The sequence below is a fragment of the Dolichospermum sp. LEGE 00246 genome (genome assembly GCF_015207865.1).
GTDB classification, from domain to species: domain Bacteria; phylum Cyanobacteriota; class Cyanobacteriia; order Cyanobacteriales; family Nostocaceae; genus Dolichospermum; species Dolichospermum heterosporum.
In genome coordinates, this window is the sequence record NZ_JADEWA010000067.1 from 1 (window position 1) to 16,690 (window position 16,690).

Consider the following 16,690-nt stretch of genomic DNA (forward strand, 5'->3'; position numbering starts at 1 on the left):
GTATTTATCTTGACTTCAATCTCAAAGTGTGCGTATCTCTCAACAAAGAAAAAATGAGATTTTTTCTCAAAATTAATGACAATATTTTGCAGTTAGTGTATCCTAATAAAAGAGGCTAAACTCCGACTAAATCACAAATTTAGACGATGAGTTTTTAGTTTTACTGCAACTTTATGGCATTTTGAGGGCTACTCGCTTGAAATCTTTCAGTTCAGACACAGATAGAAAGCACGTTATTGATATAAATTGGGCAGACCGTTGGCAGGTTTATCAACGCTTACAAGAATTAGATATAATTTGTGTTTGTCAGACTAATCAGCCTTTAACCGTAGAAATAAATAACCCTGCCGCAGCTATTCAGCTTTGGAGTGTAATTCAACAATTCACTGCTTCTCGTCAAAACTTGATTGGGAATCTTGAAAATTGTTGGCGTTGTCGTTACCAAAAATTTTAGTGAGAAAAATAGGTTGAAAAATGAATATATCTACTAATTCAGCAGTCACAGAATTTTGTTTTGAAGGCAGATTTCTAGATTTTGTGATCAAGGATGGATATAAGCTGAAAGGATTATTATTAGGGACTTCTGAGGGTGAATTTTATATAAAATTAGCCAAGCATTTACGGAGTGCTTTTGATTTGCGGTTAGCTAAAGGGACCTGGCTGCAAGTTGTGGGGACAAAACAATATAATCCGAAAAAAGATCAGGTAACTCTCGTAGCAGAAAGAGTTATGGCTGCAAGTTCCGATATGGGAATAGTTGCAGCACAGAATCAAATTAAGACGAAACCTGCTAAAACACAAACAATTTTAGTTTGTCAAAAATCTGATTGTATGAAACGTGGTGGTAAAGCTTTATGTCAAGCTTTGGAGTCTGAGTTAATAAACAGCGGGTTAGAAAATTCAGTCACGATTAAAGGTACTGGCTGTATGAAAAACTGTAAATCTGGTCCTAATTTAGTTATGCCTGATAAAACTCGTTATAGTAAAATTCAAGCTGTCCAAGTTCCCGCTTTAATAGATAAGCATTTTTCTGATAAAAGTCAGGACAAAGCAAAAAATATACCCACTCTTGTTAAAGTTTAGTTATCTTGAGGATGCAGTAGGATTGAGGGCGCAGTCCCTGCGCCCCTACAGGTTTTACAATTTGCTTCTGACTCCTTGACAACTACAACTTATTTTTAGTAGGGATAATAATCATCGAGAAGTAAGGTACATCAAGAGGGTCAACTTCGTCAAGAGGTAATATGCGCTGTTGTGTAGTTGTAGCGCGTTCAATGTATCTAGCCCGTGAAGCTAGTCCTAATTCATGGAGAATATCCCTGACTTTGAGAAAATGGCGACCAAGTTTCATAATAGCTGCCGCGTCAGTGGCTAGGAGTTGGCTAATTAAGGCTTCTCTGGGTAATGGTGCAGGTAAAACCGTGAGGACATCATTGTAATAGGTAAATGGTAAACCTAAAGCCACGGGACAAGCCATGAGAGAGGAAACTCCGGGGACGACTTCTGTTTTATACTTATCAGCCAATCTGGTAAAAAGATACATAAAAGAACCATAGAAAAACGGATCTCCTTCACAGATAACCACCACATCCCGACCTGCTGCTAAATGGTCAGCAATGGGTTGAGTTTCTTGGTCATAGATAGATTTAGCCTTTTCTGGTTCTAAGGCGCGAGGAAGATGAAAGGCTACCTCAATCTGACTATGATCCAAGTATGGAGAGACAATTTTTCTGGCGACACTTTCTTTATTTGTTGCTGATTGATAAGCAATCACTGGGGCAGAACGGAGAAGACGCAAGGCTTTTAAGGTGATGAGTTCAGGGTCTCCAGGTCCCACACCAATTCCATAAAGACGACCTCCAGCGTTAGTCATTATTCTTCCTCACTAGCTAAGGCGTTAACAGCAGCAGCAGCGATCGCACTTCCGCCCCGTCTTCCATGTAAAGTTAAAAATGGTACGTTGCGGCTATCTGCGGCTAATGCGGCTTTTGATTCGGCTGCACCCACGAAACCAACAGGAAAGCCCAAGATTAACGCCGGTCGAGGAACTCCCTCGTCTAGCATTTCTAATAACCTAAATAGGGCTGTTGGTGCATTCCCAATCACCACAATTGCCCCTTCTATGTGGAAACGCCAGAATTCTAAAGCTGCTGCTGACCTTGTATTTCTTAATCTTTTGGCTAGTTGTGGTACTTCTGGATCATTGAGGGTGCAAAGAACTTTATTATTTTTGGGTAATCTTTTTTTGGTAACACCTTCGGCTACCATGTAAGAATCACACAAAATCGGTGCGCCGGCAATTAGGGCTTTTTTCCCGGATACTACCGCTGTAGATGAATATTCTAAGTCATTGACAATATCCGTCATTCCACAGGCATGAATCATGCGAACAGCAACTTTTGCTACATCTTCAGGGAATCTTTCGAGATTGGACTCTGACCGAATAATTTCAAAGGAATTACGATATATTTCGCTACCATCACGGATGTAATCAAACATGATATTTTCAGGTTGTAAAGGTTAAATTGGACGTTGTTTGGCTAAATAGTTGATTTAATTGATGGCTATGACGATCAATAAATTGTCCAAAAGTTTCGTGTAAACTTAGACGTTGTTTTTGATACACTGTCAGCATTTCTTGAATCAAAATCGGAATTTTCGCTATAGTCACATATTCATAAAGTAAATGACCGAGAACATACACTTGATAAGCGGGAAAAGTTCCTTTTGCGGTTTCTGTAATAATACCAAGTAAGGTAATATCAGCTTGAGTGTGTTGAGCGCAAGATTTACTGCAACCACTAAAGTGAATATTCATAGGTGAGTCTAGAATCATAAGATTTTCTAGGTATTTTGCCAAGTTTATGGCATCATCTTTAGTTTCTGTGGCCGCAGCAGCACAACCCTTTTTACCGGAACAAGCTACTAGGAAACTTTTGATGTTGGTTGGTGATGAGTTTAAACCTAAATTGGCAATTTGTTGATCAACTTCGCTAATTTGATTTTGGGGAATATCGGTTAATAGTAAGTTTTGCCAAGGTGTTAACCTGATATTATCATCGCCATATCTTTTGGCAATATTAGCTAAACCCCTAATTTGCGGAGTTTCTAATTTTCCCAGGGGTAAGACTATGCCGATATAATATAATCCGGTTTGACGTTGGGGATAAATACCAATATGAGTTTTTTCTCGCAGAGGCGCAGAGGCGCAGAGAGGAGTTTTTGTAAAGTTCAATATATCTGAGTTGAGGTTTTCTTGGATTTGATGAAGATATTCTTTGACTGTGATCTTGTTGATGATTTCTCGTAAGCGTAGTTTGCGGCGGTTTTTGGTATCTATGTGTTTGAGGTAAGTTTGCGCTAAGGCTGCTAAAGCTGTTGTTGTCTCTTCTGGTTTGAATAAGATTCCTGTATCCTGTGCTGGTTGTCCTTTTTCTCCATAACTGAGATATAACCGCAAATATACATTACGGTTAATTATTTCTGCTGCCAATATAATATCATTGGGTTGATATTTTACAGCAACTTTGCCTCCACCATCAAAGCAAACGCTAAATTTTGCCGATAATTCGGAAAGTTGAGAATGTGCGGTAATATATTTTTCCCAGGCTTTCACTAAGGGACGAGTATCTAGTAATTCTTCACCATCAATACCCGCTGTGGGATTGGTCATGATGTTGCGGATATGATCTATGTTGATATTGGTGGAGGCTAAACCTAATGCTTGTAATTTTTTCAGAACCTCAACATTTATGCTGTTTTTAATTTCTCTAATTTGAATATTGGCCCGGTTAGTAATATCAATATAACCACTGCCATAATTATCAGCAATATCTGCGATCGCCTGAAATTGGTGATAATTGATGATTCCCCCTGGTATTCTCAACCGATAAAGCAGACCATCCTGGGCGGCTGTGTTGTAAAATAATCCTGGACAAGCGGTAAATGGAATTTGCAAAATCATGACTCCTTCTCTGTGTGACGCAGAGACAGAACGGAAGTGAACACTTGAGAGTTAGCATTCTGACTTACTCAACTTGGGATTCTGGATTTTTAGTTAAACTCCAATCATCTCTAAATTGCTTTACAGTTGCGGCACAGTCCCGGAATTGAACCGAAGTTTCCTAACTCTAAGATTTAGTAGCTTATCATGAGATGGTATTTTTGGCTATTATCCATGAATTTTGTTTCGCGCAAAGGTGCAAATGCAAGAGTTTAATTCCATACTTTACAAATTTAATCAAACCTCTTTGTGAAGAGGTGCGTTGGTAAACGCACCCTAGAAAATATTAACTGTCAGTTTTCATTTTCCAATCTGGTTTGACCACCTGACGACTTCTAGCAATTACCAAAGAATCATCTGGGACATCTTCTGTCACCGTTGAACCTGCGGCTATGTAGACATCATTACCGACAGTAATAGGTGCAACTAACACAGTATTAGAACCGATTTTGCTGCGATCGCCTATAGTTGTTCTATGTTTCTTCACACCGTCATAATTAGCAGTGATTGTCCCCGCACCGACATTGACCTGAGTTCCGGTTGTGGTATCGCCTAAATACGATAAGTGTGCTACATTAGTGCGATCGCCTAATTGGGCATTTTTCAACTCCACAAAATTACCAATTCTGCAACCTATACCCACCTCAGCATGACCACGTAAATGTGCGTAAGGTCCAATTCGAGTTTGAGATTGAATCACACTATCTGTAATTACAGAATAGAGAACTGTGACATTTTCACCCAATTCACTATTCTCAATTAAACTTCCCGGACCAATGCGACTACCAGCTTGAATTACCGTTCTTCCTCGCAAATGAGTTTGCGGTTCAAGAATCACATCCGGCTGTAATTCCACCGTTTCATCAATAGTAATACTTGCCGGATCAATTAACGTCACACCTGCTAACAACCATTTTTCCTTAATCCGTTTTTGTAAAATATCATTAGCAGTTGCTAATTGCAATCTATCATTAATTCCCAAAATTTCTTGATTATCTTTCACATCTACAGCCATTACCTTACCAACTTGAGTAACAGCATCAGTTAGGTAATATTCTTTTTGAGAATTATTAGCTTGCAAATCTGGTAAAATCTTAGCCAAATCAGGCCAATGAAAACAGTAAATACCAGCATTTACCCGATCATTTTCTCTTTGGTTAGGAGTACAATCTTTATCCTCAACTATTTTTTGGACAATACCCTCACTATTCCGAAAAACCCGCCCATAACCTTGAGGATTTGCTAATTGTGCAGTCAAAATAGTACAGGAATTTTGATTTTCTTGGTGAGTTTGTAAGAGGTTTTTTAAAGTTTCTGTCCGTAACAAAGGTACATCACCATTTAAAATCAATAAATCCCCAGTATAACCCTCTAAATGGGGAAGTAATTGTTGAATAGCATGACCTGTGCCTAATTGTACAGCCTGTTCTACAAATTCCACACCATAAATAGAATCCATAGCTGTTTTTACTTCTGTGGACTGATAACCAACAATCACTAACTTACGGTCAGGTGAAAGAGGTTCAGCACTTTCAATAACGCGTTCAACTAAAGATCTTCCACCCAAGGAATGTAAAACCTTGGGTAGATTAGATTTCATTCTTGTGCCTTTTCCAGCGGCGAGAATTGCTACAACAACCATAATTAAATACTTTTTTGATTAACTCCCTTCCACGCCAGATCATATCAGTTAATCATTGCTAACTGTTGACTGTTCAAGCAAAATCTCCTACGTTGTTGACGATCTTAACCACCTTTTGCGCCACTGTGAACTTGATTCCAATGTAGAGACTTGAATTTCTTCTTGTCGTCGCTTGAGTATCATTCCCGCGGTATCACTCAAATTAGGATCTCGATAAGGAATAGCAGCACGAGTTAATAAATGTTCGGCTTCAGTTTGGGAAAGAGGCGGCAGATAGGATATAGTTGATTCCTCTTCATATTGAGGATATCCCGCAATAGTCCCCGGAGTCCGTCTTCCTATCGGTGGAGTCGAACTGACAACCAAACCCGCAGCTAACAGCGCAGTCCGTACCGCCGCAGCACAGGAATAAGTAGCTAGTAACCCATTCTCCTGCAAGCATTCTGATACTTTTTGTATAAATTCCATCGTCCATAATTGTGGACATTGCGGAGGTGAAAAAGGGTCAAGAAAAATTGCATCTGCTTGAAAGCCTGATTCATGTACTTGGAGAATTAAGTTTCTAGCATCACCAATTAGTAAAGTAGCTTGCAAATAATCTATTTGGATTTGATGTTCAAACGCTATTTGAGTTAAAATTTTTATATATTTGTCGTCCCAACCATTAAATAACTGATGGTTAATTGCCGCTTGGGGGACAATGGGATTTAGTTCTAACCCAATCAATTCCACATGGCAACGAGGATTTACTTGCCAAATTGTCTGTAAAGCTGCCGCTGTGTTGTATCCTAGACCATAACAAATATCTAACAGCCGCACAAATCCTGTTTCGGCTAATATTGGTAATCGAGTCGGAATCGCAAATTTCAGCAAACTTTCCTGTTTTGCCCCATAGTGACTATGAAAGGCTTCATTAAACTCTGTGGAAAAAAAGGTAAAAGAACCATCTTGCGTTTGTTGGGGTGTAAACATTTTAGGGGTCAGGAGTGCAGGATGTAGGGGCGCAGGGCCTGCGCCCAGTCAGGAGAAAGAAGAAAGAAGAAAGAAGAATAGTTTTCACCAATTACCAATTACCAATTACCAATTACCAATTACCAATTACCAATGAATAATCAATTTATTGTTTCTCCAGAATGGCTGGTTGAAAATCTGAATAATTCTCAAGTTGTGATTGTTGATTGTCGGTTTTCTTTAGCTGATAGCCAATTAGGAAAACAACAGTATCAAACTAATCATATCCCAGGATCTTATTATTTAGACTTAAATCAAGATTTATCTAGTCCTGTGCAAGAACATGGGGGCAGACATCCTTTACCAAATATCACAGAATTAGCTGAAAAGTTATCAGCAATTGGGGTAAATTCCCAAAAAACTTTAGTAGTGGCCTATGATGATTCTCGCTTGGCTTTTGCCTCTCGTTTATGGTGGTTATTGCGGTATTTAGGACATGAACAAGTAGCTATTTTAGATGGCGGCTTTGACTGCTGGCAAAAAGCGGGTTATGCCGTTACAGATGTTATTCCTACTGCGGAAAGAGGAACATTTGTTCCCCAATTACAAGCGGATAAAGTTGTAGATTTTACTTATGTCAAAAATCACAAAGATAGTGAAAATGTGGTTTTAATAGACTCTAGGGAAGGAGAACGTTATCGCGGAGAAAAAGAACCAATTGATAAAATTGCTGGACATATTCCCGGCGCTGTTAATTATCCTTGGCAAGAAGTAACGGACGCTTCTGGGTGCGTAATTCCCCAGTTAGAACAATCTCAACGGTGGCAAAATATAGATACAAATAAAGAAATTTTAGTTTATTGTGGTTCTGGTGTCACAGCTTGTGTAAATTTACTTTCTTTAGCCATAGCTGGAATTCCCACCGCTAAACTTTACGCTGGTAGTTGGAGTGATTGGATTAGTTATTAGTCAATTCTCAGATCCCCGACTTCTTCTTTGATCATGTCAATAAGTGATGAATCAATCCTAGAAGTCGGGGATCTGGTTTTATATTTTTAGTTGTCAGCTACGCTAGATTAAATCTAGGCAATCTGACTATATATAGTTCAACAGCCTATTTTTAGTTAAAAAAGTAGAAATTTATGACTTTTGATTACGACTTGTTTGTGATTGGTGCTGGTTCTGGGGGTTTGGCGGCTTCTAAACGGGCGGCTAGTTATGGTGCAAAAGTGGCGATCGCCGAATATGATTTAGTTGGTGGTACTTGCGTAATTCGTGGTTGTGTCCCCAAAAAACTCATGGTTTATGGTTCTCACTTCCCCGCCCAATTCCAAGAAGCCGCCGGTTATGGTTGGACAGTGGGAGATGTAAAATTTGACTGGGAACATTTCATCACATCCATAGATAAAGAAGTTAACAGACTATCAGCACTTCACATCAGCTTTTTAGAAAAAGCCGGAGTAGAATTAATTTCCGGTCGTGCTACCTTCATAGACCCCCACACAGTTGAAGTCAATGGCAAAAAATATACAGCCGAGAAAATTTTAATTGCTGTCGGTGGTCGTCCCATTAAACCAGAAATTCCCGGTATAGAACATGGTATTACTTCCAATGAAATCTTTCACCTGAAAACCCAACCCAAACATATTGCTATTGTTGGTTCTGGTTATATTGGTAGTGAATTTGCCTGTATCATGCGTGGTTTGGGTTCAGAAGTTACCCAGATTATCCGCAAAGAGCAAATTTTGAACGGGTTTGATCAAGATATTCGTACCAGTATCCAAGAAGGAATGACCAATCATGGTATTCGCATTATCCAAAATACTGAAGTGACAGCAATAGAAAAAGTGGATGAAGGGCTAAAATTAACCTTATCTGGAGACCAAGAACCCATCATTGCTGATGTATTTTTAGTAGCCACCGGTCGCAGTCCTAATATTGAAGGATTAGCCTTAGAAAATGCCCAACTCGACTGTGTTCCCAGTTCTGAAGAAGAACCAGGATACAGCACCTCAGATGCTATAGCCGTCAATGAATATAGTCAAACTTGCCAACCCCATATTTATGCTGTTGGTGATGTCACAGACCGCCTAAATTTAACCCCCGTCGCCATTGGTGAAGGACGCGCTTTTGCTGACAGTGAATTTGGCAACAACCGCCGCGAATTTAGTCACGAAACCGTTGCCACAGCCGTATTCACCACCCCAGAAGCGGCAACAGTTGGGTTAACAGAAGCCCACGCTAGGGACAGATTCGGTGATGACAATATCAAAATTTATCGTACCAGCTTCCGCCCCATGTACTACACTTTGGCAGGTAAGCAAGAAAAAACCATGATGAAGCTAATAGTAGATACTAGCACTGATAAAATTTTAGGCGCTCACATGGTGGGAGATAGCGCCGCAGAAATTATTCAAGGTGTCGCTATTGCAGTAAAAATGGGTGCAACCAAAGCTGATTTTGATGCCACTGTAGGTATTCATCCCTCCGCAGCAGAGGAATTTGTGACCATGAGATAATTGTATTTGGTAGGGGTAAAGCAAAAGCTGATATGTGTCAACTTAACGTAAAACCTGTAGCCCGCCGGGGAATGAATTCCCAGTCTAATAGCAGAAGTCATCTGAAGATGACTAAATAACCCGGAAATTTTTGAGTAAACTTTAGTTTACTTTGTTTGACTATTAGCCCGGAAATATGGCTTACGCCACGCTACGCTATCATTTCTGGGCGGGTGTGGAAGCAAACAGATAAGCCTTTTCTAACTTAAGTTGACACCAATAAGCACTGCTAAACCCCTACAGAGTCCAATCTTCGATCTTGAGTCCTGGAACTTGAGCAAAATCTCGTTAGTTACGGGTAACAACTGTAGCATTTATAGATAGCGCAATCGCTGCAATTCGCATATCTTTTTGGATGCGATTTTTTCGTAATAGTGGATTATCTTTTAATAGTTTCCTGAGACAATTATCCGCTTCTGGTGTAAAGTCCGATATTTCCATAGTTTGGAGATATTTTACAGTAGTCGAAAATTTTGAATAAAGTTGAGGAAGATTATTTACTTGGGAAGGATCGTTAATTCTGTTAACCCAACCATTGAAGAGTTCTTGAACCGTGATAATTGTGACAGCTACCTGATGTTTTGCCGTGTTAGTGATCAGTTGGGGATGATTATAGAGAATTAGTGAAACACAATCTGTATCGAGAATATATAAATCAACCATCACTAACTTCTATAGATAATAGGAAGGATCAATTTCTGAGTCATCATCTATAGTGCGTTCTGCGCGAATTGACTCTATAACGGCTGCAAAATCTGTATCATCTTTAAAGACACCAGCAAATTTCACCCAAGCTGGTTCTGAAGTGTTAATTGGTACTTTCCATGATACCGCTTCTATATTTTTTAATCTTTCTAAAAATGTAGCTTGAATTTGTGCGATCGCTGTTTCTCTTGTATCTGCTTGTACTCGACAGTCGGGAAATTCTCTAATAGATGCCACAATTTTTCCAGATGTGAGCGATTCTAGCAGAAGTGTCACATTGAGGTTGGTAAATACATCAGATTCGGCTAACTCTAAGTTGATCATCTTAAATTTTTTGATAGATGAACTATAGGTTTCCAATTGATTATATCATTAATTATGCGATTCCTACGGAGCGCTTCGCTATCGCTTAATTTAAGATCAAGAGCAATTACTGTGGTAGTTGCATAATTTATATGCTTGCTATACTATAAATTGCGTAAATTATACTTAATCACAACTCTTAACCAAGGATAAAACCGAAATCAAAAAATGATCAAATTTATAGACTTATTTAGTGGTACAGGTGGATTTAGATTAGCAATTGAAAAGATTTGTCATAATTATAAAATTGATTCTCAATGTGTTTTTTCCAGTGATATTGATATAAATGCCCAGAAAATCTATTCAGAAAACTTTGGAGAAACACCCATGGGAGATATTACAAAAATTGACGAAAATGATATTCCTGACCATGACATATTATTAGGTGGTTTTCCTTGTCAACCCTTTAGCATTTGTGGAGAACTAAAAGGATTTGAAGATACCAGAGGAACATTATTTTTTGATATTGCCAGAATTATTAAAAATAAACAGCCGTCAGCATTTATCTTAGAAAATGTCAAACAATTACAAGGACATCAACAGGGGCAAACATTAAAAATAATTATTAATACCTTAAAAGAATTAGGCTATTATACAGATTATAAAATTCTCAATGCTCTTAATTTCGGTTTACCACAAAAACGAGAAAGAATTTTAATCGTCGGCTTAAAAAATAAAAATCATTATCATAACTTTAATTGGCCATTAATCAAAATGCCCATGCAGCCCTTGTCAGAAATATTAGAAAAATCCGTTGCTGAATTTTATTATGCTTCCGAAAAAATTCGCCAAAATCGGTTACAAAAAGTCAAAACTGAGCAAAAATATGAGCAACCAACAATATGGCATGAAAATAAATCTGGTAATATTAGTATACATCCTTATTCCTGTGCATTAAGAGCAGGAGCATCTTATAATTATTTATTAGTCAATGGCGAAAGAAGATTAACCGAAAGAGAAATGTTGAGGTTGCAAGGTTTTCCAGAATCTTATAAAATAGTGGGCAGTTACCAAACTATGCGAAAATTAACTGGTAATGCGATCGCTATTCCTTGTGTTGCTACTGTGATTGATTCTGTAATCAATGCAATATTAGTAAATCTGAATGTTAAAAAAAATGCTCATTCCCATACTCTGTATGGGAATGAAGTCTAGAAAGCTCTGCCCTGGCTTCATTTTCTCGTTTTTCTCGTTCCCATACTCTGTATGGGAATGAATTATAGAAGGCTCTGCCTTCATTCTCCATAACAGTAGAGGTAGAGCCTCTGTGATAGTATTCCCACTCAGAGACTGGGAACAAGATATATAATCACCAATTATCAATCAATGACAAATGCTTAAATTTATTCGTTCCGATTTATCCCAACTTAATGCTTATAAAGCTCATCCTGGTAGTGATAGTGCTGAACCAGTCGCCATCCAATTTGACAGACTAGATACTAATGAAAGTCCCTTAGATTTACCATCGGAAATCAAAGAAAAATTAGCTTGGACTTATCAACAACTTATTGAAACTAATCGTTATCCCGATGGTGGACACGAATCTCTAAAAAATGCCATTTCCCAGTATGTAAATGAATCAGCAAATCTGGCAAATTCAGCTTTCACCGCTGCGAATATTTCCGTCGGTAATGGTTCAGACGAATTAATTAGATCCCTATTAATTGCTACCTGTTTAGGGGGAGAAGGTTCTATATTAGTCGCCAATCCTACCTTTTCCATGTATGGAATTTTAGCCCAGACTTTAGGCATTCCTGTAGTTACAGTAGGCAGAAATCACAGCAACTTTGAAACTGATTTAACAGCCGCAAAATCGGCAATTTCCCAAACACAAAATCCGCCCATTCGCGTCGTTTTTGTTGTTCACCCCAATTCCCCTACCGCTAATTCTTTAACAGCAGCGGAACTAGAATGGTTAAAAAGTTTACCAGAAGAAATTTTAGTAGTCGTTGACGAAGCTTACTTTGAATTTAGTCAAAGGACTTTAGCCGGTGAATTATTACAACATCCTAACTGGATTATATTACGCACCTTTTCTAAAGCCTTTCGTCTTGCCGCCATGCGTGTAGGTTATTGTATCGCTCATCCAGAGGCGATCGCAATTTTAGAAAAAGTTCGTCTTCCCTACAATCTTCCCAGTTTTTCCATCGCCACCGCCCTCATGGCATTAGAAAATCGGCAACTTTTGCTAGAGTCAATCCCCCAAACCCTCAGCGAAAGAACCAAAATGATCACAGCCTTATCCGCACACCCAACCCTGGAAATTACACCCAGCAGCACCAACTTTATTTACCTGCGGATTAAAACCGATGACTCTCAATTATCAACCACCGTTTTAACAAATCTCAACCAAAAACTGAGAAATCAAGGGACTCTGATTAGACTTTTACCCAATGGCTTAAGAATCACTATCGGTACACCCGCAGAAAACACCCGCACCCTGGAGCGAATACAAGCATTATTGTAAAAGTAGCAACTAATTACCACTCATTCATATCCGGTATCAATACCTACACGACGAACAATCGTTACAGTTTGTGTTAACACACCTATTAACATTGCAAAAGCCTCATCTGGGATACAAGCCACTATTTCAGACGGGAAAAATACCTCAAACTGATCAAGAATCTTTTGTACTCGTTCTTTAGCAATCGGACTCTCCGTAATTTGTTTAATTAAACGTATCCATTGTCGCCTAAGCAAATAAGCTTTCTGACGATCTTCATGGGATTCAGGAGTCAACAAAGAAAGATTGCCTATGGGTAAAATCCCTTGGCAATCACTATCATGATCTCCACCAATCGCTGCTCCAGGTCCGGCAAACTCCGCATGATATTCTTTAAAAAGTATTAACCCATTCCTTCTCCGACTATTAACCATAAAAACCTTGCCACCATGAATTAGTGTGAGGAGATTAGAGCCATTAAATTGCCCATTTCCATCTGGCATGATAATTTGGTTAATAACACTGTTTTGAATGTGATAGTTTGATATAAGTAGGTGAACACAATAAAACCAAACTGTGTAAAGAAACGTAAAATCGCCCAAACCCTCTTGCCTCTTGCCTTTGGCCTTGCCATAACGACAATTTTCAACGCCAACCTACTTACTGTTCTCTGATATTACTTGAACAGTATCATTTATTTCAGAAATAAACACGCACTTTTAGTTATTTTAATTATCCTATTCTATGGGATTAATGCTGGATTTCAATCAATCCAGAGTCAATACTCCTCGGTTAAGCCTAAAAAGTCATTATCCGGTAGGTTGAGTTGTGGAACGTATCCCTGACGGGAGGCGTATCCCTGCGAACTGCTTGCAGCAGCGCTTCGCGATCGCCGGAAGCATCAGCCATAACCCAACATTATCAAGGATTTGGTTGGGTTAAGCGACAGCAAAACCCAACCTTGTATCTTAGAGGGTGTTTGAAAAAGTTGTCTGTGAGGGCTAGAAGTATGGCTAACGCCACGCTACGCTATCAGGAGGTAGGGGCGCATGGCTTGCGCCCATTCGGGAGTATGGCTAACGCCACCCTACGCTATCAGCAAACCCTACTTAGGCACTTTGATGGAATCCAAAATGTGACTTTCTTCTGCCTTCCTTCTCTCCGACTTCTACTATATACGTTTATGCAGTAATATCTCCCGTGAGCGATTAAGGAAAAGCGCATCCCAGGGAGATTCAACCTTATGTACGCGATATGCTAACTTAAAATAAAGCTGACGGGCATGATGATTATGTTCTAAAACGTGGAGATATAAATCTTGAAATCCCCATTCCTGGGAAATTTGCTCACAGCGAATCAATAAACTAGAGCCTACACCCAGTCTACGGCAACCCGGATCAACAGCTAAATTAGATATATAAGGGAAACCCGGATTTACACCAATCCAAGGATAATTACCCCTAACACTCATTTCTATAGTTCCCATAATTTTCTGATTTTCAGTGGCAGTATCAACAGCAACTAAACAAATATGATGGGGTGTGGGAGAATTGAGCCGATGCCTTAGATCCTCATAAATACCTATACGAAACAAAGGTAAAGCCCAACTCCACAAACCTTCTTGGGAGTGAAAGCTTTCAGCCACAATTTGGGCAATACTTATTAGATCATCAGGTGTAGCTACGCGAATTTGGAGTTTTCCAATAGTTAGAGTCGCAGTTTCTCGGTTTACTGGGGGTTGGGTTGGGTTAAAAAACCAGGATTTCAAAGCTAGTTAGGGATTAATTTGATTGATTGCAGGAATAAGGTTGAAAGCCTTTTGGTGGCTGTTAATCCACAATATACTAGTACAACACGGCATAAATAAACCAACCATTCTAAATCGTTAAAAAGCCTATACTGTCTTCGTTTTGACTTTTGACTTTTGACTTTTGACTTCCGCCCTGCGGTACTAGCCACTCAGCGGCTTGGCTCCCTGAGAGAGTGAGGGTTGACTACATATTTCAGTTTTTTCTGTTCACCTACCTAGTTAGGATAACTTATTAATAACGTAGTAAAATCTATCTAAACTAGATATTTTAGCGGATGAGAGCTAAAAATTTTCCTAATTGAGAACTGGAGAGGCTGATAAGATAAATACTGAGTAGTGGATATGGGAATAATAACCTATAATGATCGCCATGTTCACCAGCCTGAAAGTAAGAAACTTCCGATTAAAAAAATATCCGGCTCTTGCGTCTCTTTTATGGTGATTGAGGATTGATTATCACAAAACCCTTATGGGACAAGGGTTATAAACAATTATCCCCATATTTTTAATAAAATGCCAACGTTGATCAATAATCATTTAAGCGATAGTTCAATTACATCTCAACCATTGAGACGACATAGTGATCCACCTTGGCTATGGACTGTTGTATGTATTGGTTCTGTCTCTCTTCATTTGTTAGTATTTTGGTTAATGCGTTCATCTAATGAATTTCAGGCTTGGTTTCCTCACTCTAACCAAAGTTCGATTCCCATTGATCTTATTGAAATTGCTTCCGAACCAAAATCCACAATTAAACATCAATCAACAACTCCCAAGATTAAACCGCAATCTTCTTTTTCATCTTCACCAAAATCACCACCCACTACACCCAACAATCAAAATGATGGTGAGATAATTTCTAAACTTCATTTAACAGAACAAGATAAAACTCAAAAGCCTGAAGTTAAAAAGCCTGAAGTTAGAAAAATTGAAGTTAAAAAGCCTGAAGTTAGAAAAATTGAAGTTAAAAAGCCTGAAGTTAGAAAAATTGAAGTTAAAAAGCCTGAAGTTAGAAAAATTGAAGTTAAAAAGCCTGAACCTGAAAAAACCGAAGTTGAAAAATCACGATTTAGACAACAATTCTATCCCACAAACCCAATACCAGAAGCAACACCAGAAGCAACACCAATAATTCCAGATAGTGAACTTCCCTGGAATCGTCGTCAAGAAGTGAAACTAGGAAAGGGAACTCTCCTCCGTCAAGATATTCCTACTGATTCCCCAACTCCCACAGCAGAACCTTCCGTAAATCCTAACCGAGAACCAGAAGCGTCCCCAACCACCAATGGAGGGGGTGCTATAGCTACCGTTAGTCCTCTACTCAAAGAAGAAGTTAGTGAATTAATACAACAAAAACAACTCATAACCGATGCTTTACCAGATGTTATAGCTGAATACAAAGGAAGTACAGAAAAAGATTTAGAGGCTAGTATACTTCCCAGCGATGAGGATCTCAAACCAGCAAATATACTGGCTAGTTTAGTAATTGATAAAAATGGAAAATTTCAACAAGCGATAATCATCACGATTGAACCCGCCGCACTCCGCAGCCAAGCAAATATTTATGAACAAGCACTTAACCAGATATTTGCACAAGAAAGTTTTCTTGCTGCTTATAATCAAGACGGATCAAAACCAGATTTAAGCAATTTATATATTCGTCTCAAAATTAAATTCATAAATTCTCCATAACTACTTGCAATTTTATAAAAGCCATGTTATCTTAATTAAGTCAGAAGCACGCGGGTGTAGTTTAGTGGTAAAACTCCAGCCTTCCAAGCTGATCATGCGGGTTCGATTCCCGCCACCCGCTTCTTGAGAAAAAAATAGTTCGACTGCTCACCTTATGGAGAAATAAGAGGGAACTCTTAAGTAATTGGACAAAAATATTTACAGTCATTGCGAGGGAAGGGAAGCAATCACAACCCTTGGAATTGCTTCATTTCACTTCGTTCCATATGGCTAACGCCACGCTGCGCTAACGCAATAACATTGTGTAATTAATTCTGTCTCACTACTTAGCTGGGAACAGATAAGAAACACTCATTTGCTGAGTTTAAGGCTTCAGTCAAGAAAAAGATGTTTTTAAAAGATGCGTAGCACGAGAAAAAACAGTGTCATTATTTCAATCTCATATTTTTAAACATGAGTTTTTTCTGTTCCCTGTTGCCAGTTCTCTGTTCCCTTTGAATGAATTTTCAATATATAATTG

The 16,690-nt window shown here is 38.8% G+C and carries 16 protein-coding genes and 1 tRNA gene; 8 read left to right on the plus strand and 9 right to left on the minus strand.

The window, feature by feature from the left end:
* Positions 1–196 precede the first annotated feature (196 nt).
* Positions 197–454, plus strand: a complete 258-nt coding sequence (locus tag IQ228_RS07150; RefSeq protein WP_027404962.1) for an Asr1405/Asl0597 family protein — start codon at positions 197–199, stop codon at positions 452–454.
* Between the two features lie 20 nt (positions 455–474).
* A complete protein-coding gene (locus IQ228_RS07155) occupies positions 475–1,083 on the plus strand; it encodes a (2Fe-2S) ferredoxin domain-containing protein (protein ID WP_193962510.1) in 609 nt (202 codons plus the stop codon).
* A gap of 82 nt (positions 1,084–1,165) precedes the next feature.
* Here IQ228_RS07155 and IQ228_RS07160 read toward each other — a convergent pair whose 3' ends face one another.
* From IQ228_RS07160 to IQ228_RS07180, 5 genes are all read right to left on the minus strand, one after another.
* On the minus strand, positions 1,166–1,873 hold the full coding sequence (locus IQ228_RS07160) for a precorrin-2 C(20)-methyltransferase (RefSeq protein WP_027404964.1): 708 nt from the start codon (positions 1,871–1,873) through the stop codon (positions 1,166–1,168).
* Positions 1,873–2,499, minus strand: a complete 627-nt coding sequence (locus IQ228_RS07165; protein ID WP_027404965.1) for a precorrin-8X methylmutase — start codon at positions 2,497–2,499, stop codon at positions 1,873–1,875. The genes IQ228_RS07160 and IQ228_RS07165 overlap by 1 nt, the downstream gene beginning before the upstream one ends.
* A 7-nt stretch (positions 2,500–2,506) precedes the next feature.
* Complete coding sequence (gene cobG / locus IQ228_RS07170; protein ID WP_228043741.1) at positions 2,507–3,964, minus strand: precorrin-3B synthase; 1,458 nt, start codon at positions 3,962–3,964, stop codon at positions 2,507–2,509.
* 325 nt (positions 3,965–4,289) lie between these two features.
* On the minus strand, positions 4,290–5,645 hold the full coding sequence (glmU, locus tag IQ228_RS07175) for a bifunctional UDP-N-acetylglucosamine diphosphorylase/glucosamine-1-phosphate N-acetyltransferase GlmU (protein ID WP_027404966.1): 1,356 nt from the start codon (positions 5,643–5,645) through the stop codon (positions 4,290–4,292).
* 87 nt (positions 5,646–5,732) lie between these two features.
* Complete coding sequence (locus IQ228_RS07180) at positions 5,733–6,617, minus strand: tRNA (5-methylaminomethyl-2-thiouridine)(34)-methyltransferase MnmD (protein WP_193962511.1); 885 nt, start codon at positions 6,615–6,617, stop codon at positions 5,733–5,735.
* 132 nt (positions 6,618–6,749) lie between these two features.
* On the opposite strand from IQ228_RS07180, the gene IQ228_RS07185 reads away from it, so the two are divergent.
* Together IQ228_RS07185 and gor are read left to right on the plus strand one after the other, a co-directional pair.
* The gene (locus IQ228_RS07185) at positions 6,750–7,565 is read left to right on the plus strand and encodes a sulfurtransferase (RefSeq protein WP_193962512.1); all 816 of its coding nucleotides are present in this window, start codon (positions 6,750–6,752) and stop codon (positions 7,563–7,565) included.
* A gap of 173 nt (positions 7,566–7,738) precedes the next feature.
* Positions 7,739–9,115 (plus strand): glutathione-disulfide reductase, encoded by a 1,377-nt coding sequence (gene gor / locus IQ228_RS07190; RefSeq protein ID WP_027400636.1) that lies wholly within the window; start codon positions 7,739–7,741, stop codon positions 9,113–9,115.
* A 327-nt stretch (positions 9,116–9,442) separates the two neighbouring features.
* Here gor and IQ228_RS07195 read toward each other — a convergent pair whose 3' ends face one another.
* Positions 9,443–9,817: a type II toxin-antitoxin system VapC family toxin gene (locus IQ228_RS07195; RefSeq protein WP_051424195.1), complete on the minus strand. Its 375-nt coding sequence runs from the start codon at positions 9,815–9,817 to the stop codon at positions 9,443–9,445.
* A gap of 9 nt (positions 9,818–9,826) precedes the next feature.
* Positions 9,827–10,183, minus strand: coding sequence for a hypothetical protein (locus IQ228_RS07200; RefSeq protein WP_193962513.1), 357 nt, complete (start codon positions 10,181–10,183; stop codon positions 9,827–9,829).
* 207 nt (positions 10,184–10,390) lie between these two features.
* Between IQ228_RS07200 and dcm the strand changes: the two genes are divergently transcribed.
* Positions 10,391–11,377, plus strand: coding sequence for a DNA (cytosine-5-)-methyltransferase (gene dcm / locus IQ228_RS07205; protein ID WP_193962514.1), 987 nt, complete (start codon positions 10,391–10,393; stop codon positions 11,375–11,377).
* A 178-nt stretch (positions 11,378–11,555) separates the two neighbouring features.
* Positions 11,556–12,689: a histidinol-phosphate transaminase gene (locus IQ228_RS07210; RefSeq protein WP_027400638.1), complete on the plus strand. Its 1,134-nt coding sequence runs from the start codon at positions 11,556–11,558 to the stop codon at positions 12,687–12,689.
* 20 nt (positions 12,690–12,709) lie between these two features.
* Here IQ228_RS07210 and IQ228_RS07215 read toward each other — a convergent pair whose 3' ends face one another.
* Positions 12,710–13,216, minus strand: a complete 507-nt coding sequence (locus IQ228_RS07215; protein ID WP_370566836.1) for a hypothetical protein — start codon at positions 13,214–13,216, stop codon at positions 12,710–12,712.
* Between the two features lie 623 nt (positions 13,217–13,839).
* On the minus strand, positions 13,840–14,436 hold the full coding sequence (locus IQ228_RS07220) for a GNAT family N-acetyltransferase (RefSeq protein WP_027400639.1): 597 nt from the start codon (positions 14,434–14,436) through the stop codon (positions 13,840–13,842).
* A gap of 555 nt (positions 14,437–14,991) precedes the next feature.
* Here IQ228_RS07220 and IQ228_RS07225 point away from each other — a divergent pair.
* Together IQ228_RS07225 and IQ228_RS07230 are read left to right on the plus strand one after the other, a co-directional pair.
* Complete coding sequence (locus IQ228_RS07225; protein WP_228043743.1) at positions 14,992–16,170, plus strand: hypothetical protein; 1,179 nt, start codon at positions 14,992–14,994, stop codon at positions 16,168–16,170.
* Positions 16,171–16,220: 50 nt separating this feature from the next.
* Positions 16,221–16,291 (plus strand) — tRNA-Gly (locus IQ228_RS07230).
* The last annotated feature ends 399 nt before the right edge of the window (positions 16,292–16,690 follow it).